This window comes from Sorangium sp. KYC3313 (assembly GCF_052075895.1).
GTDB lineage: Bacteria > Myxococcota_A > Polyangia > Polyangiales > Polyangiaceae > Sorangium > Sorangium cellulosum_B.
Genome location: NZ_CP197255.1, coordinates 1,236,697 through 1,252,811, shown reverse-complemented (window position 1 = coordinate 1,252,811; position 16,115 = coordinate 1,236,697). Strand labels below are relative to the sequence as shown.

Genomic DNA, 16,115 nt, shown 5'->3' with positions numbered 1-16,115 from the left:
CGTCTCGGCGAGAGAAGCCCCTCGCGGCGAGCCCCGCTTCGCGGACGCGAAGCCGGGCGATGAGGAGGCAAGTTCCACGTTCAGGCGCGCGAAGATAGCCGAACACTCCTCTTAGGACAAACCATGCGCCCGGAGCTTGGGCGCCGTGGTGATCTCGTCGACTTGGCGGGCGATACGCCCGCGCTGGCACATCGAAAAGCCTGCGCGGCGCCCCGCTCCACAGGGCGCCGCGCAGGCGCGTGAACGAGCGCGGCCGTCGCCGTCGCACCGCGCCGCCGCCCGTACCGCTGCTATGGTCGGCGGATGCAACGCTTCTCGAGCTGGATGCGCACCCTGGGGCTCATCGCTGCGGCCTTCGCAGGAGGGGCGGCGACTTCCCACCTCGCGGGCGCGAGCACACAGGCGCAGAGCCCCTACGCTCCGCTCGAGCAGCTCGCGCGCGTGCTCGTGCTCGTGGAGAACAACTACGTCGAGCCGGCGCAGCGCAGCAAGATCCTCGACGGCGCCATCAAGGGGATGGTCGCGGAGCTCGACCCGCACTCGGCGTACATGAACTCCTCGGAGTTCGCCCAGTTCCAGGAAGAGACGGGGGGGACGTTCGGCGGCGTCGGCATCGAGGTCGACGCCAAGGACGACAACATCACCGTCATCGCGCCGATCGAGGGCTCGCCGGCGGCGCGGGCGGGCATCCGCTCCGGCGATCAGATCCTCGCGATCGACGGCCGCCCCGTGCGCGGCGAGCGCCTCGACAAGCTCGTGAAGATCATGCGCGGGGCGCCCGGCTCGCGGGTGAAGCTCACGATCCGGCGGCAGGGCGCGCCTGAGCCCCTCTCGTTCGACCTCACGCGGGAGCAGATCCACGTCACGAGCATCGCGGCGAAGCGCCTCGACCGGGACATCGCGTACGTCCGCGTGAAGCAGTTCCAGGAGGGCACCCACGAAGAGATGCTCCGCGCCGCGGCGAAGCTGCGCGCCGCATCGAAGGCGCCGCTGGCCGGCGTCATCCTGGACCTGCGCAACAACCCCGGAGGCCTCGTCAACGAGGCGGAGGCCGTGGCCGACGAGCTCCTCTCCTCGGGGACGATCTACTCGACGCGCCAGCGCAACCAGGTCGTCGACGAGGCGAAGGCGCACGACGGCGGCGCGTTCGCCGCGCTGCCCATCGTCGCGCTCGTGAACGAGTACTCGGCGAGCGCCGCCGAGCTCGTCGCGGGCGCCCTGCAGGACAGCGGGCGCGCCGTGCTCGTCGGCGCGAGGACCTTCGGCAAGGGGTCGGTGCAGACCATCTACGAGCTGCCCGGCGGCGCCGGGGTCAGGCTCACGACGATGCGCTACTACACGCCGAACGGGCGCTCGATCCAGGCCCAGGGCATCCGGCCGGACGTCGTCATCGAGAGCGCGGCGCAGCAGGCCCCGGCCGCCATCCTCCGCGAGCAGGACCTCGAGGGACACCTCCCCGCCGAAGGGGCGATCGGCGACCGTTCGCCGAGGGCCGTGCTCGTGGAGAAGCGCGCCGAGACGGCCGCGGCGGCCGGCCCCGAGGGCGACATGCCCTCCGATCCCACCCGCGGGAGCGACTTCGCGCTCTCCGTCGGGTACCAGCAGCTCCTCCGCGCCATCCCGGCGATCCGCCAGCGCTGAGGATCGCGCGTCGAGCGCCCTGCGCCGGGCGCCGCGCGACGCGCGTCAGGCCTCGGCGCCGGCGCGGAGCCCGGTCGTCACCGCGTCGAGCACGGTGCGCGCCCTCCCCGCGATGGTCGCCCCGGCCGCCAGGATCCCGGGGGCGGCGCGGACGCCCTCGCACCGCACCCCCACCGCCTCCAGCGCGCCCAGGCGCTCGCCGCGGGGCCACGCGACGACGTCGAGCTCCGGGCCCTGCATGGAGCTCACCACGCCGAGCGCGCCGCGATCGTCGCCCATCGTGACGGGCGCGGCGATCGAGAGCGCGAACGGCGCGGCGCCGCGCGCCGGGAAATCGGCGCCGGCGCCGCTCTCGGGCGGCGTGTACGCGATCCCGCCGCCGACGAGGCCGCCGATCGCCAGGATCACCCCGTCCGCCGCGAGCGGCACGTCCTCCCCCTCGACGTGGATCGTCACGCCTTCGTCCGGCGCCCCCGGCTCTCGGTGCCCGCCGCCCACCGCGCGCACGCGGCCGTGGCGCTGAGCCGCCCCGATCGCCGCGAGCAGCGCGTCGCGCGCCGCCTCGAAGCGCAGCCCCGCCGGCGAGCCGGCGCCCATCAGCGCCTCGCCCACCGGGACGCCGAGGCGGGCCGCGAGCGCCTCGGCCCGCGGAGCGCGCGCGCCGAGCCACGGGCCGAGCAGGATCGCCCCCGCGCCGCCCGCGCCCTCGAGCGCCAGGCGGAGCCGATCGACGAGCCAGGAGAGCCGCGCCGGGTCGTCGTGCCGGGCCGCGAGATCGCCGTCGGCGATGTGCCGCTCGTCGTCGAAGCGCAGGACCGGCGCGTCGACCGGCAGGAAGCGGAGCCCCCGCGCGCGGGCGAACGGCTCGTCCGTGAGCGCCTCCGCGAGCGCGTCCGCGTCCCACGCGGCGCGCGCCGCGCGCGGGACGAGGACGCGCGTGCGACGGAGCGGGCCGAGGTCGAGCAGCGCGCGATCCCTGCCGCGGGCGGGGCGGATCCGCCCCGCGACGGTCGCGAGGCGCACGCCCGCCGCCTGCGGCAGCTCCCACAGGCCGAGCTCCGCGGCGAACTGCCTCACCGTCGGCGCGAGATCGCTCGCGGGCAGGTCGCCGCCGAGCAGCCGCGACGCCCGCTCGACCTGCTCCCACGGCACGTCGTCCACCGCGCCGCCCGCGAGCGCCGTCTCGCCGACGCCCGCGGAGATCACCGCGACCCGGGCCCCGCGCCGCCGCGCGCTCCACGCGGCGGCGAGCCCGGCGACGCCGGCGCCGATCACGAGGATCGATCGCGCCACGCCCTCTCCTCCGGCTCCCGCGCGGCGCGCTGCGCGCGACGATCGGCGTCCTCGCACGCCGCCGCCGCCTCGTCGTCCGCGGGCGCGCCGAGCTCCGACCGGACGCTGGCGATCGCGAGGGCCTCCTGCCGCGCCTGCGCCGGGCCGAGCGCGACCGCGCGCGTCACCGCCTGCCGCGAGAGGAACGTCGCCGCCTGCCGCATCCCGTCGCGCGGCGGGAGCGAGAGCTCCTGCGCCACGATCTGCCCGCACCGCGCCGCGCAGCGCATGCCCCCGCACGCGCCCAGGCCGAGGCGCGTTCGGCGCGCGACGTCGGCGACGCTCCGGGCGAGCTCGTGCCGGAGGACATAACGCACCTCGGCCTCGATCACGGGCTCGCAGGGGCACACCGTCGCGGCCTCGCGCGGCCGCTGCCGCACGCGCTCCTCGATCCGGAGCGCGCGCGAGCCGTGCCGGTACACGAGCCGCCGGGCGGCCACCGCGTCGATCTCCATCCGCCGCGAGAGCGCGAGCGCGTCCACCGCGCGATCGCCGCCGGGCAGCGCGGTCGTGTGCGTCGCGCAGCGGGCGCCGAGGTCGAAGCGCCGCGAGAGCACGTCGGTCATCTCCTCGGCGAAGAGCCGGAAGCTGGCCAGCTTGCCGCCGATCATCGAGTAGAGGCCCGGCGCGCCGTGCGCCGCGTGATCGACGATCTGGTGCTCGCGCGAGAGGGCGTCCTCGGTGGGCCCGAACGCGTAGAGCGTGGGCCGCACGCCCGCGAACGTGCCGATCGCGCGCGCCTCGCGGACCTGCGGGAACACGCGGGCGATGCCCTGGACCAGGTACCTGACCTCCTCGCTCGTCGCGCGGACCTGATCGAGATCGCCGTAGAAATCGTCGTCGGTCGTGCCGATGACGCTCATGTTCTCCCACGGCTCGAGGAAGATCTGACGGCCGTCGATCGTCCTCGCCATGATCGCGTAATTGGTGAGGCGCCGGTCGAACACGACGTGCACGCCCTTGCCGGGCCGCACCCGCGAGCTCGCGGCGGGGAGGCCGGCGAGGGACGCCGTGATCGGCGACCACGCGCCCGTCGCGTTCACGACCGTGCTCGTGCGGAGCCGCCCGCCTCCCCCCGTCGTGCGGTCCCGGTAACGGACGGCGACGACCTCGCCGGTGTCCTCCCGGCGCTCGATCCGCTCGACCGTGTGCCCCACGTAGACCTTGGCCCCGCGCTCGATCGCGTCGACCGCGTTGGCGACGCAGAGCCGCGCGCCGTCGATCCCCCACTCGTCGAAGCTGAAGCCGCCCACCAGGTCGCCGTGCAGCCCCGGCTCGAGCCGGCGGAGCTCGTCGGGGGTGAGGCGCGCGTGCGGCTTGCCGCGCTTGAGCGGCTGGTAGTTGTCGTACGCCTCGAAGAAGGCGTCCGCGAGCGGGTAGAGGAGGCGCCCGTGCCGCGCGTCCTCGAACGGGACGAGGAAGGGGATCCGGAAGAGCAGGTGCGGCGCGATCGCCTGGATGTGGCCCGAGTCGCGGCACGATTTCTCGGTCACCTGCGGATCGCTGGTCAGGTACCTGAGCCCGCCGTGGATCATGCCGCTCGAGTTGCCGCTCGCGCCGAACGCGAGATCGTTGCGCTCGAAGAGGGCGACCCTCAGGCCCCGCTGCGAAGCGTCCCGCGCGACCCCCACGCCGTTCACGCCGCCGCCGATGACCACGACGTCCACGTCGGTGTCCGCGCGGCGAGCCGGTCTTGCGGCGCTCGAGAGGAGGATCGTCACCTGCGGCGTATAGCATGCCAGAATTTTTCCACGAGCGGGCGCGGCCTCGCGCGTGGCGCTGCGAATGGTGCGCGAATGCTGGAGGAGCCGGCCGTCAGCCGCGGACCCGGATGGCCCAGGTCAGCTTCGCGAGGCTGCGCAGCACGTTCGGGACGCGGCGGGTGAGGTTGATCGAGGGGCGCCGCTTCTCCAGCACGCGGACGGGGATCTCCTCGATCCGCAGGCCAGCGCGGTAGGCGCGGATGACGAGCTCGCTGGCGAAGACGTCCCTGTCCACGACGCAGTCGCGCGCGACCCCGAGGAGCGGCTCGCGCAGGAACGCCTTGAGCCCGTGCGTGTCCGTCCCACGGAAGCCGAGCGTGGCGCGGAGGAGCCCGTTGTACACCTGGCTCGCCGCGTGCCGCGCCCACGGGCGATCGTCGCGCGCCCCCTGGATGAGCTTGGACCCGATCACCATGTCGACGCCGCCTGCCCGCAGCATCGCGATGGCGCGGCGGTGGAAATCCACGTCGCAGAGGTCGATCTCGTCGCAGAGCACGAAGCGCCCGCGCGCCCGCTCGATGCCCGCGCGGAGCGCGGCCCCGTAGTTCGGCTCGCCGATCGAGAAGTGCCTCACCTCCGGGTACTTGCGCGCGAGCTCGCCGGCGATGCCGAGGGTCCCGTCGCACGAGCCGTTCTCGGCGAGCACGAGCTCCCAGCGCCAGCCGAACGACGAGAGCCGCTCGCGCAGATCCACGACGGCGGCGTGGAGGATCGCCTCCTCGTTGTAAACGGGGATGACGATGGAGATCTCCGGCGATCCGCCCGCATCCTCGCGATCGGGCTCGGCCGTGCTCACGGCGCGCCTCCGAGGAGCGCCTGCGCGCGGTGCGCCGCGTCGCGCCCGAAGTGGAGCGCGTCCTCCATCGAGGAGTAGTTCCAGCCGCCGTAGCGCCCGCACGAGAGGATGCGCTGGCCCTCGAGAAACGGCCGCACCGCCTCCAGCGAGCCGAAGTAGCTGTGATCGAACACGACGTACGCGTGATCGATGCGGCGCAGGCGGGCGAAGCGGATGGCGCTCGGGGCGGGGATGAGGCCCATCTCGACGAGGCCCTCGGCGACGCGGGGGAGCAGCGCCGCGAGATCGGGCTCGGCGCGATCGGCGAGCTCGACGTAGAGGCCGGCCTTGCCCGGCGGGGCCATGGCGGCGGAGAAGTGGGAGTAGCAGCCCACGCGGTAGAACGGGTACTTCGCCTCCGGGACGTACACCCAGTGCAGCGGCTGCCCGCACGGGGTGTCCAGCGCCACGTCGAGGTAGTAGAGGTGCGTGCAGCGCAGCCGGGAAGCCGCCTCGCCGACGGCGCGAGGCGCGTCCGAGAGGAGCCTGACGAGCGCGGGCAGCGGCGCGGACGAGACGAGCACGTCGTACCGGACGATCTCGTCGTCGAACACGAGCTCGCGCGCGCGCCAGTCGATCGACCTGGGAGAGCGGCTGAGCTCGATCGCCGGCGTTCCCGCGTCCCGCGGCCGCTGCTCGGCGAGCGCCCGCGCGAGCCCGTGCGTCAGCTGCCCGATGCCGAGCCGCGGGTAGAGGAACCTCGCGTTGTAGCCGAGCTCCCGGTCGTTCAGCCCGACCGCTCCGGCGAGCACGTCCTCCAGCTTCGGTATCGGGACGAAGCGGGAGCACCAGTCGGCGGTGATCTCGCTCGGGTGCACGCCCCAGAGGCGGCTGTTGTAGGGGATCATGAAGTGGCGGCTGATCCCCTCGCCGAAGTGCGCCAGACAGAACTCCTCGAAGTTGCTCGGCGGAGGTCTGTCCCTGGCGAAGTGCGCCTCGATGAAGCCGCGGAGGCAGTCGTAGGCCACCGCGGGCGGCAGGCCGAAGGTGTTCGCCTGGAACGGATAGCGGGTGTACGTGCCGTTCGACCAGATCATCGAACGTCGCTCGATCTCGAGCGGGTCGGGGCCCAGCCAGCCCAGCGCGAGCTCCCGGGTCGCGGGGTCGCGCAGGTGGAGGAGGTGCCCTGTCCGATCGAAGCGGAAGCCGGCGTCCTCGAGCGTGATCGCGTGGCCGCCCGGGCGCGGCAGGCGCTCGAACACCCGGTGGGGCACGCCGGCCCGTCCGAGGTGGTACGCCGCTGCCATGCCCGTCAGGCCGGCGCCGAGGATCGCGACGGGAACGCTGGAGATCGTGGGTCGGGTCATCGCTCGCGGCCCGGCCGCGGCCGCGAAGACACCATCTCCCTGGTGCGTCGTCAAGGCACGCTGCCGTCCAGGCGCTCCTCAGCGCATGCTGGATTTCCCGCCTTCGACGTAAGGCGCGCGGAGCTCCGCGCGCGCCGCGCAAAGACCGCCGTTGGCGCCTCCGCCCAGAGCGACTAGGTGTGGAGAGGTCCCAGCGCGCGCCGCGCGCCCCGGGGCGTCCGAGGTGCAGATGCCGATCCCCCGCCGGAAGTCCGTTCAAGTCACCGGGAGGGCCCTCTACCTGACCGAGGACCCGGCGCTCCTGAAGCAGCAGCTGGCGGGCGGCGAGCTTCGCTTCGATCCCGAGCAGCACGCGCTGATCGACAACATCTCGACCGACGAGCTCACGCCGGGCTGGGTCTGTTACTACTACGACGAGACGCTCGCCCGTTACTGCCTGGTCGGGCTGCGCGGTGGGCACATCGAGCGCGACGCCATCAAGAACGGCGGCTTCGGCGTCATCGTCAGCGGGCGCTCGAAGGGGTGCGGCAGCTCGCGCGAGACGGCGCCGTACTCGGAGCGCGAGGCGGGGATCCAGATCGTCGTCGCGCGAAGCATCGAGAAGATCTACGGCCAGAACTGCCAGAACATCGGGCTGCTCACGACGACCGATTTCTCGCTCCTCGACCGGATCGCGCGGGGCGACGAGATCCCGATCGGCGAGTTCACCCGCGGGCTCGACCCGATCAGCGCCGATGTCGTCGAGTACGGTGGCCTCTTCGCCTACAACAAGGCGCGGATGGCCGGCGAGGTCTCGCCGCCCACCCTGGCCACGCCGCCGCGGCCGATGACGCTGTGCGAGAAGATCATCGCCGCGCACGCGATCGTGGACGCCCGGGCAGGGAAGATCGGCGTCCCCGCGGTGAAGCCTGGAGACGCGCTCTTCGCCCGCATCGACGTGCGCTTCTCGCACGAGTACGTCACGCCGATGGCCGAGTCGCTCTTCCGGGCGGGCGTCGGGTCGGACGCGGTCGTGACCGAGCCGGAGAGCGTCTTCGCCTTCCGGGATCACCTGACGTTCCTCGATCGCGTGATGCCGGAGGCGCACCTCAGGCTCGGCCTGCGCGAGCAGGCGGCCTCGCTCGCGACGGTGCAGCAGGCCTTCACCGAGCGGCACGGGATCAAGCTGTACGGCGAGGTCGAGCGCGACGGCAGGACCGTGGGCTCGGAGGCCATCTGCCACAACAAGGTGATCGAGGAGCTCGCGCTGCCAGGGCAGATCGTGGCCGGGACCGACTCGCACACCTGCATGGCGGGGGCGCTCGGGTGCTTCGCGTTCGGCGTCGGCTCGACGGACATGGCGAACGCGTGGCTCACGCGCGACGTCCGCGTCGCGGTGCCGCAGTCGGTGCGCTTCAACCTGACCGGGCGGCTCGGGCCGGGGGTCACGGCGAAGGACGTGATGCTGTTCCTGCTCTCGCAGCCGTTCTGGAAGACGGGCCAGGGCATCGGCAAGGTGCTCGAGTTCGCGGGCGATGGCGTCCGCGCGATGGGGCTCGACGAGCGGGCGACGCTCACCAACATGGCGGTCGAGGCGGGCGGCTTCACGGGGATCATCGAGGCCGACGAGGAGATCGTGCGCTACCTCGTCGAGCAGCGCGGGCTCGCCGCGGAGGACGTGCGCGCGCGCATCGTGCGCGCGGATCCCGGCGCCGAGTACATGGCGACGTTCGACGTCGATCTCGCGTCGGTCGAGCCGATGGTCGCGACGCCTGGCGATCCGCGGAACGGCGTGCCGCTGCGGTCGCTCGATGAGGCCGCCGGCGGTCCGGTGAAGATCGACATCGCGTACGGAGGCTCGTGCACGGGCGGCAAGAAGGCCGACATGGACATGTACGCGTCCGTGCTGCGCCAGGCGGTCGAGCGGGGCAAGCGCGTCGCGGACGGCGTGCACCTCTACATCCAGTTCGGCTCGCAGGACATCCGCCGCTACGCCGAGGCCAAGGGCTACCTCGAGATCTTCGAGAAAGCCGGCGCCGAGCTGGTCGACCCCTCCTGCGGCGCGTGCATCAAGGCCGGGCCCGGTGTATCCGACCGCAAGGAACAGGTCACGGTCTCGGCCATCAACCGGAACTTCCCGGGGCGAAGCGGGCCCGGCCAGGTCTACCTGGCCAGTCCCCTCATCGTCGCGGCGAGCGCGATTGCGGGGAAGATCGCATTCCCGGAATCATGACGCAGAGCGCCTATCGCGGCAATACATACATAGTGGCCGCAATCGGCATCATGGAAAAACGAATGCTTTCCACGGAAGTGCACCGTACGCTAAGGTGCTCTTCTGTGGCGGATCGGGAGGAGCCCCAAGAGCGTATGACCGACAAGGACACGCTGGCGAAAAACAACGAAGCCTCGAAGACGGACAAGCGGAAGCAGAGCCTCTACTTTCCGGAGTCGATGCTGCAGGAAATCAAGGAGGAAGCGGCGCGGCTCGATCGCTCGCTTTCTTGGGTTGTGCAGCGCGCGTGGAAGCTGGCGCGGATAGACATCAAAAAGCTTCCGAGTGTCAATGACGTGGCTGACGACGAGGACAGCGGCGACTAACATCGCCGCGAGCCTCGCGTAAGCCGCGTCGCTCGGGGATCGATGGGTCGAGAGCTTTTCGCCGCCGGGAAGGACGGTACGCGGATTTACGTCCGCTACCGGGAAGGTCCCGGCGGCAGCGGAAGCTTGGCCAGCGGGGTAGGGGCGGGCTCGGGACGCCTCACCGCGGTGCTCTGTGACGGCATCGCGTGCGACGGCTTCATCTGGAAGTACCTGTGGGACGACCTGGCCCGTACGGTCAACGTCGCCCACTGGAACTACCGCGGCCATGGTCGTAGCAGCTTGCCTGGTGATCCGCAGGCGGTCGAGCTGCGCGATCACGCCAGCGATCTGGCTGCGGTGCGCGCGTCGATCGGAGATGGCCCCGTGGTGCTCTTCGGGCACTCGATGGGCTGTCAGGTCATCCTGGAGCACCTGCGGACCCACCGCGAGGGGGTGCGCGGGCTCGTGCTGATCTGCGGCTCGTCCGGCAGGATCACGCACCATTTCAAGGGCACGGACGTGCTCGCGCAGCTCCTGCCGCGGCTGATCGAGCAGGTCGACGCGCACCCGCACATCGCGCGCGCGCTCTGGAGCCGCGTGCCCGCGCCGATGGCGCTGCGGATCGCGCTGCTCACGCGGGAGGTCGACGCGAGCGCGGTCACCCCGGCGGATCTGCTGCCGTACATGCGGCACATGGTCGACATCGATTTCTCGATGTTCCTCCACATGCTGCGCAGCGCCGGCGAGCACTCGACGCTCGATCTGCTCCCGCAGATCGACGTGCCCGCGCTCGTGATCGCGGGCGATCGCGACACGTTCACCCCGCCTCGGCTCGCGGAGGAGATGGCGGCGGCGCTGCCGCGCGGAGAGCTGATGATGGTGAGCGGCGGCACGCACATCGTCCCGCTGGAGCGCAAGAAGATGGTCATCGAGCGCGTGGAGCAGTTCCTCCTGGAGCGCGTCATCGGCGGCGCGTCGCTCGGGGCGAGCGCGCGGGCGTCAGGCTCGCAGGCTGCGACGGATGACGGGCGCTCGCGGCCGCTGGCCGAGGAGGCGTCGTCGCAGCGTCTCGCCGAGGGCGGGCCCTCGCCGGACCATCCGCGCGGGCTCGCGAAGGACGGATGAGCCGGTGCGCGCGCGACCTGCGCGCCCCCGGATCGGCGCGCGGACCGCTGCGGCGCCTCGGCGGCGCGGGGGCGCCGCGCATGCTCGTCGCGGCGGCGCTGCTCGCGGTCTCGTGCGCGCGACCGTCGTCCGAGCGCAGCGACGGGTCCGTCGGCGCGATCGCTGCGCTCGTCGACGAGGAGAGCGCGCATGCGATCGGCGCGCCCACGGCGCGCCCGCCGGCCGATGCGCGCCCGCCGGTCGATGCGCGCTCGCCGGCCGAGCAGCGCTCGCCTCTCGCGTCGAGCGCCTGGGCCGCGGGGGACGCGCGCGTCGCGCGCGCACTCCAGCGCTCGCCCCTGCGCGCGTTGCGGCTCACGGGCAAGGTGGCGGACGGCCGGTTCGAGGCGACGCTCTTGCTGGGCGCACCCGCGGAGGGAGCGGCGCCGCGCGAGGTGAAGGTGAAGCTCGCGCCGGCGCAGAAGAAGGCCCCGCTCGCGTTCCGGCGCCCGCTCGCGTTCTACCGCATGGCGAGGGCGCTCGGCGCGCAGGTCGTGCCCGCGGCGGCGGCGCGGCGCTTCGGCATCGGCGAGCTCGCGGCGCTCATCGGCCGGGAGCCGAACGCGCGCAAGCTGCTGCGTCGCCTCGCCGTCATGAACGACGGGACGGTCGACGCGCTGGTCCTCGCGCCCGCTCCCGGTCCGCCCGGCCCGCGCTGGCTCTCGCCTCGCCGGCGGTCCGTACGCTTCGACGACGCGCCCGAGCTCGACGTGTGGGCGCGCTGGGCGCGCTCGCCGTCGCCAGTGCGCGGCGAGCGCGCGCCCATCCTCCGCGGCTACCTGGAGGTGCTGGTGCTCGATTACCTGGCGGGCAACGGGCTCCGGAAGGAGATCGTCATCGACGTGCACGCGGGAGCGCTCAGCCTGGAGGCCAACGCGAGCGCCTTCCCGCTGCACGTGAAGGCGCACGAGCTCGATCGGCAGCTCGGGCGCCTCGTGGAGGCGGCGCGGTTCCCCCGGGCCCTTCGCGATGCGCTCGCGCGCTTCGGCCCCGAGGAGGCCGCCGCGGCGCTGCGCCCTGGCGGCATCGAGGAGGAGCTGGTGCCGCCGCGCGCGCTCGTCGAGCTCGAGGAGCGGAGGCAAGCGCTGCTCAGCCTGATCGCGGCGAAGGTCGCCGACCGGGGAGAGGACGCCGTCCTCAGCCTCTAGCGCCCCTCGCCTCCGTCGCTTGCCCCTGCGAAGGGGCTTCCGGCGCGCCGCATCTTGATCTCCGGCGGCGGCAGGGCGATCACGTCATCCGTGATCGACGTGGCGACCCTGCAGGGCTGGACGGAGGAGATCGGCTACAGCGCCGAGCTGACGAAGCCGTCGACCCTGCGCATCCGTCCGCGCGAGGAAGGGATCGTCGAGCTCCCACCGTTCTACGTCCAGTGCACCGAGAACTGGGTCGTGCTCTCGATGTTCGGCGTGTTCGATCTGCTCGACGCGGAACGCGACGCCCAGGACGGCGCTGCGATGCCGACCCTGGCCGAGGACACCGGCCAGGTGCTCGGCCTGCTCCGCCATCTGCTCGAGGCCAACCGCGACATGCGCGTCGCCAAGTTCGCCCTCGATGATCGGAACGAGATCCTGCTGTGCGCCGAGCTGCCCACCGAGTCGCTCGACCGCTCGGAGTTCGTCGACGCGGTCGAGCGGATCATCGAATACGGCACGACCTACCAGCACACCCTGCTCGGCGCCGACACCTGAGGCGCCGGGGCGCGTCGGTGTCCGGTCCGCGCCGCGGCGGGGTCACTTCTGCGTGATCACCACGCGGTTGTCGTCGCGGTAGGTGATGTTGCCGGACTCGCCGCGGCAGTCCCAGCAGGTCGCCCACGCGAGCCGTCGCCGCACGTAGCCGTTGAACCCGAGCGCGAGCGGCCCCGGGTCGTCCTTGAGCAGCAGCGACGACGCGATGCGGTAGCGGTCTCCAGGGAGCTTCAGGAACGCGACGATGAACGCGTCGTCGTCGGCCTTCCCCGTCACGACGAGCACCTCCTCGCCCGGGACCGGGTTCCAGAGCAGCGGAGCCGTCGTGAGCGTGGTGTTCGGGGGCGGGCCCGCCTCGGGCTGCCTCGCCGGAGCGCCGCTCGGCGCGAGCCGCGTCCGGCCCCGGTTGAGCACGGCGTTCGTGTCGTCGGGCTCCTTGAAGAAAGAGATCCGCCCGCCGAGGTCGCGCAGCTGCGGCACCGACGCGAGCAGCTCTGCGACCTGCTGCGGCCCGATCTCCGCGCGCCGGAACGTCTGCTGCCACTGCGGCGACGGGATCGACGCCGCGTTCGGCGCGCCGTGGCAGCACCGGAAGCCGATGTCGTCGCCCGTCACCGCCGGATCGACCGCCGCGCGGCGCGCGCACCGGTGATCCACGGCGCTCGCGCTCGCCGTGGCCCCGCGCACGGCGGCGGCCTTGGGCTGGAGGTTCTCGATCGGCGCGATGTCGCTCGCGGTCCACTCGCGCAGCGCGGCGCCCATCCCGACGACGCCGAACCCGGACGCGCACGACGCGGGCGCCTTGGCGCACGCCGGATCCCACGCCGCGCCGCCCGCGTAGGGCGTCCCCTCGGGGCCCTTGCACGCGCGCTCCCACTCCAGCTCGGTGCACAGCCTCCCGCCGGCCTGCTGGCAGAGCTCCGAGGCGCGCGCCCGCGTCACCCCGGTGAGCGGGGCCTGCGCAGGATCGTTCGGGTACAGGGAGCGATCGACGGTGAAGCCGCCCAGCTCGACGTCGAGCAACGCCGGCTCGAGCGTCGGATCGCGCCCCTTGTCGCCGGGCGTGCTGCCCGCGACGAGCTTTCCTGCAGGGATCTCGATCCGCGCGGGCCCGGCCGCCGCGGCGCCGGCCCGCGGCGCCGCGCTCGCAGCGGGCGACTCGTTCTCGGCCGCCTCGAGCACCTTCCCCTGCGGCGCGGGCGCCTGCGGGGCGCCTCCGTCCGCGCGCTTCTCCTCGGGCTCTCGCTGCTCGGCGCGGCTGCAGCTGGCCCCTCCGGCGATGCCGGCGGCGAGCAGGATCAGGGCAACGGCAGGCGTCCTCGTCGGCACGGTTCCTCGAAAGCGCCACGCCTTATGTCGCAGGACCCCTCGCCCGTCAAAGTGCCCGCGCTATGCTGGCCGGGATGGGGCAGGGCGTGAGCGGCGCACCGGATCCGATGGCCTCGCAGATGGCGCAGCTCCTCGCTGGCAGCGATCTCGACGAGCTGCGCGAGATCGTGGGGCGGTGGGTCGCCGAGGCGCCGACCGAGGGGGTGCGCCGTCACTACCAGGAGCTCGGCGGCCGCCTCGTCGACCTCAAGGCGGCGCTCGCCGAGAGCCCCGTGCAACCCACGATCGCGGAGCTCGAGCAGGCGCTCACGATGATGCTCCGGCTCGCCGCGTCGAGCCCGAGGACATGAGCCCCAGGTGATGCTCGCCGATTTTTCGCCGTGGTTCTTGCGCGCCTTCGGGCTCTGCTTCGGCCTGCTGTGGGGGAGCTTCCTCAACGTCGTCATCCACCGCGTCCCGCGCGAGCTCAGCGTCGTCCGTCCGGGCTCGTGCTGCCCGGCGTGCGGCGCGCCGATCCGCGCCTACGACAACATCCCCGTCCTCAGCTACCTGCTGCTGCGCGGCCGCGCTCGCTGCTGCGGGGCGCCCGTGTCGCCGCGGTATCCCCTGGTGGAGGCGGCGGGCGGCGTGCTCTCGCTCGCGATCATCGAGGTCATCCTCCTCCGGCTCCCCGGGACGACGCCGGCCCTCCACGCGCTCGCCACGTACACCGCCGACCTGGCGCTCGCGCTCGGGCTGCTCGCGGCGACGTTCATCGACCTCGAGCACATGTTCATCCCCGACTCGATCACCCTCGGCGGCGCGGTGCTCGGCGTCGCGACCGCGTCGCTGCGGTCGATGGGCTTCGTCGACGCCCTCGTCGGCGCGGCGGTCGGCTTCGGCATCGTCTGGCTGCCGTTCGTCGTGCTCTACCCGCGGATCCGCGGCGGCCGCGTCGGTATGGGCCTCGGCGACGCCAAGCTCCTCATGCTGGCGGGCGCGTGGTTCGGCTGGGGGGGCGCCCTGTTCGTGCTCGGCGCCGGCGCCATCCAGGGCTCGATCATGGCGATCGCCACGCTGCTCCTGCGCGGGAGCATCGAGGAGCCCGAGGCGGTTCGCCTCGAGCGGGAGCAGATCCGCGCCGAGCTCGCGGCCATGTCCCCCGAGGAGCGGGCCGCCGCCGAGGAAGAGCTGGCGCAAGATCCGCTCGCGGAGGAGCCTCGCGAAGGGTTCGGCCAGGCCCGCATGGCGTTCGGCCCGTTCCTCGCGCTCGCGACGCTGGAGTGCCTGCTCGTCGGCCGCGACGTCCTGGACGCGTACCTCTCCTGGATCGACGCAGGATGAACGCCGCCCTGCGCCGCGCGCTCGGGATCCCGCTCGCGTCGCTCCTCGTGCTCGCGGGCTGCGGCAGCTCGCTCCCGCTGCCTCCGACCGGCCCTCACCTGCCGAGCGAGACGACGGTGGTCGTGCCGTACCCTCCGCCGCCTGCGCGGGTCGAGATCATCTCGCCGTCCGAGCGGCCGGGCGATGTGTGGATCGACGGCGAGTGGCAGTGGCGGAGCCGCCGCTGGGCGTGGCAGCAGGGACGATGGGAGCCCGTCCCGCCGGGCGCGTACTTCGCGCCTGCCACCACCGTGCGCCGCTCAGACGGATCCCTGGTGTGGTTCGCCGGCGTGTGGCACCTCCCCGGCAAGAAGTGATCGACACCGCGGCCGAGCGATGGGAATTCAGCTCGTGCCGAGGTGCCCGCCGCCCGATCGGCATCGGCGAGCCAGCTCGGCGTGCCATCCCCTGCACGGATCGATGAGCCTTGCCCCATGATGCTTGCCTGGTCGTTCGCAGCGCGCACACCCGACGAAATCGCCCGACTCCTCCGCGCCCTCGGCAAGCACCGGTACGTGCGCGAGGTCGATCATCGGCTCCACTGGTCCGTCGATCACGCCCTGGCCGAGCTGCCGGAGTTCGCGCCGCACGCGTCGGCGTTCCAGGCGCGCCTCCGGAAGGAGCGCGCGCTCGATCTCGGCTCGCGCGACCCTTCGCTGTGGCGCGAGGCGAAGACCGAGGACGTGATCGCGGCCCTCACGGCGTTCTGGACCCCGGATGACGCGGCGCTGCGCTACCGGAGCCGCCTGATCGAGGCGCTCGCGCGGACGGGCCTCCCAGCTGCCGCGCACGCCCCCTTCGCGTCGGCCCCGAACGAGCCCCCGCACCCGGAGCTCGTGCTGCTCGACTGGGAGCTCTACCCCGTCGACGAGCTCGACGCCGACCGGCACGCCGGCGCGCTGGCCGCCATGGAAGAGGCCGAGGAGGCCGTCAACGCGTCGGCGCCGATCTACAACGAAGGGCCCGTCATGGCGGCGCCGGAGCTCTGCGAGGGAGCGCCCAGCGGGGTGCTCGCGGACGACTTCCTCGTGTGGTCGGACGGGCCTTACAGCTACTCCGACTACGTGTTCCGCGGCGTCGCCAAGGCGGCGAAGCTCGTCGAGCCGCCGATCGGTTACCAGGATCTGTAACGGCC

Annotated in this window: 15 protein-coding genes; 10 read left to right on the top strand and 5 right to left on the bottom strand. The window is 73.0% G+C overall.

Annotated features, from left to right (window positions below):
• Nucleotides 1-303 precede the first annotated feature (303 nt).
• A complete protein-coding gene (locus ACSRUE_RS04900) occupies nt 304-1,641 on the top strand; it encodes a S41 family peptidase (protein ID WP_437943574.1) in 1,338 nt (445 codons plus the stop codon).
• A 45-nt stretch (nt 1,642-1,686) separates the two neighbouring features.
• Here the strand turns inward: ACSRUE_RS04900 and ACSRUE_RS04895 are convergent, their stop codons facing one another.
• The 4 genes from ACSRUE_RS04895 to ACSRUE_RS04880 form a co-directional block, all read right to left on the bottom strand.
• Nucleotides 1,687-2,934, bottom strand: a complete 1,248-nt coding sequence (locus ACSRUE_RS04895) for an FAD-binding protein (protein WP_441290005.1) — start codon at nt 2,932-2,934, stop codon at nt 1,687-1,689.
• Nucleotides 2,913-4,694, bottom strand: coding sequence for a glycerol-3-phosphate dehydrogenase/oxidase (locus ACSRUE_RS04890; RefSeq protein ID WP_441290004.1), 1,782 nt, complete (start codon nt 4,692-4,694; stop codon nt 2,913-2,915). The genes ACSRUE_RS04895 and ACSRUE_RS04890 overlap by 22 nt, the downstream gene beginning before the upstream one ends.
• A gap of 94 nt (nt 4,695-4,788) precedes the next feature.
• Nucleotides 4,789-5,532, bottom strand: a complete 744-nt coding sequence (locus ACSRUE_RS04885; protein ID WP_437762888.1) for a glycosyltransferase — start codon at nt 5,530-5,532, stop codon at nt 4,789-4,791.
• Entirely contained in the window at nt 5,529-6,878 is a 1,350-nt protein-coding gene (locus tag ACSRUE_RS04880; RefSeq protein ID WP_441290003.1) for a protoporphyrinogen/coproporphyrinogen oxidase, read from the bottom strand. Before ACSRUE_RS04880 ends, ACSRUE_RS04885 begins: the two co-directional genes overlap by 4 nt.
• Before the next feature lie 229 nt (nt 6,879-7,107).
• Here ACSRUE_RS04880 and ACSRUE_RS04875 point away from each other — a divergent pair, with 229 nt between their 5' ends.
• The 5 genes from ACSRUE_RS04875 to ACSRUE_RS04855 all read left to right on the top strand — a co-directional run bounded on the left by ACSRUE_RS04875 (nt 7,108) and on the right by ACSRUE_RS04855 (nt 12,289).
• Complete coding sequence (locus ACSRUE_RS04875; RefSeq protein WP_441290002.1) at nt 7,108-9,090, top strand: aconitase family protein; 1,983 nt, start codon at nt 7,108-7,110, stop codon at nt 9,088-9,090.
• A 134-nt stretch (nt 9,091-9,224) separates the two neighbouring features.
• On the top strand, nt 9,225-9,455 hold the full coding sequence (locus ACSRUE_RS04870) for a TIGR04563 family protein (RefSeq protein ID WP_012241296.1): 231 nt from the start codon (nt 9,225-9,227) through the stop codon (nt 9,453-9,455).
• Nucleotides 9,456-9,497: 42 nt separating this feature from the next.
• Nucleotides 9,498-10,562, top strand: coding sequence for an alpha/beta fold hydrolase (locus ACSRUE_RS04865; protein WP_441290001.1), 1,065 nt, complete (start codon nt 9,498-9,500; stop codon nt 10,560-10,562).
• Nucleotides 10,559-11,749, top strand: a complete 1,191-nt coding sequence (locus tag ACSRUE_RS04860) for a hypothetical protein (protein ID WP_441290000.1) — start codon at nt 10,559-10,561, stop codon at nt 11,747-11,749. Before ACSRUE_RS04865 ends, ACSRUE_RS04860 begins: the two co-directional genes overlap by 4 nt.
• A 90-nt stretch (nt 11,750-11,839) precedes the next feature.
• Nucleotides 11,840-12,289 carry a YbjN domain-containing protein gene (locus ACSRUE_RS04855; RefSeq protein WP_441289999.1) on the top strand — a complete coding sequence of 150 codons (450 nt, stop codon included), beginning with the start codon at nt 11,840-11,842 and terminating at the stop codon, nt 12,287-12,289.
• Between the two features lie 42 nt (nt 12,290-12,331).
• Here the strand turns inward: ACSRUE_RS04855 and ACSRUE_RS04850 are convergent, their stop codons facing one another.
• Nucleotides 12,332-13,618 carry a formylglycine-generating enzyme family protein gene (locus tag ACSRUE_RS04850; protein WP_441289998.1) on the bottom strand — a complete coding sequence of 429 codons (1,287 nt, stop codon included), beginning with the start codon at nt 13,616-13,618 and terminating at the stop codon, nt 12,332-12,334.
• A gap of 62 nt (nt 13,619-13,680) precedes the next feature.
• Here ACSRUE_RS04850 and ACSRUE_RS04845 point away from each other — a divergent pair, with 62 nt between their 5' ends.
• From ACSRUE_RS04845 to ACSRUE_RS04830, 4 genes are all read left to right on the top strand, one after another.
• Nucleotides 13,681-13,968, top strand: a complete 288-nt coding sequence (locus tag ACSRUE_RS04845) for a hypothetical protein (RefSeq protein WP_441289997.1) — start codon at nt 13,681-13,683, stop codon at nt 13,966-13,968.
• A 10-nt stretch (nt 13,969-13,978) separates the two neighbouring features.
• The gene (locus ACSRUE_RS04840) at nt 13,979-14,941 is read left to right on the top strand and encodes a prepilin peptidase (protein WP_441289996.1); all 963 of its coding nucleotides are present in this window, start codon (nt 13,979-13,981) and stop codon (nt 14,939-14,941) included.
• Nucleotides 14,938-15,297, top strand: coding sequence for a YXWGXW repeat-containing protein (locus ACSRUE_RS04835; RefSeq protein ID WP_441289995.1), 360 nt, complete (start codon nt 14,938-14,940; stop codon nt 15,295-15,297). The genes ACSRUE_RS04840 and ACSRUE_RS04835 overlap by 4 nt, the downstream gene beginning before the upstream one ends.
• A gap of 117 nt (nt 15,298-15,414) precedes the next feature.
• Nucleotides 15,415-16,110 (top strand): hypothetical protein, encoded by a 696-nt coding sequence (locus ACSRUE_RS04830; protein ID WP_441289994.1) that lies wholly within the window; start codon nt 15,415-15,417, stop codon nt 16,108-16,110.
• The last annotated feature ends 5 nt before the right edge of the window (nt 16,111-16,115 follow it).

Excerpts from the sequence above, each read along its gene's own strand:
- ACSRUE_RS04900 (WP_437943574.1), top strand. The coding sequence starts at position 304 with ATGCAACGCTTCTCGAGCTGGATGCGCACCCTGGGGCTCATCGCTGCG.
- ACSRUE_RS04880 (WP_441290003.1), bottom strand. The coding sequence starts at position 6,878 with ATGACCCGACCCACGATCTCCAGCGTTCCCGTCGCGATCCTCGGCGCC.
- ACSRUE_RS04875 (WP_441290002.1), top strand. The coding sequence starts at position 7,108 with ATGCCGATCCCCCGCCGGAAGTCCGTTCAAGTCACCGGGAGGGCCCTC.
- ACSRUE_RS04870 (WP_012241296.1), top strand. The coding sequence starts at position 9,225 with ATGACCGACAAGGACACGCTGGCGAAAAACAACGAAGCCTCGAAGACG.
- ACSRUE_RS04865 (WP_441290001.1), top strand. The coding sequence starts at position 9,498 with ATGGGTCGAGAGCTTTTCGCCGCCGGGAAGGACGGTACGCGGATTTAC.
- ACSRUE_RS04860 (WP_441290000.1), top strand. The coding sequence starts at position 10,559 with ATGAGCCGGTGCGCGCGCGACCTGCGCGCCCCCGGATCGGCGCGCGGA.
- ACSRUE_RS04845 (WP_441289997.1), top strand. The coding sequence starts at position 13,681 with ATGCTGGCCGGGATGGGGCAGGGCGTGAGCGGCGCACCGGATCCGATG.
- ACSRUE_RS04840 (WP_441289996.1), top strand. The coding sequence starts at position 13,979 with ATGCTCGCCGATTTTTCGCCGTGGTTCTTGCGCGCCTTCGGGCTCTGC.
- ACSRUE_RS04835 (WP_441289995.1), top strand. The coding sequence starts at position 14,938 with ATGAACGCCGCCCTGCGCCGCGCGCTCGGGATCCCGCTCGCGTCGCTC.
- ACSRUE_RS04830 (WP_441289994.1), top strand. The coding sequence starts at position 15,415 with ATGATGCTTGCCTGGTCGTTCGCAGCGCGCACACCCGACGAAATCGCC.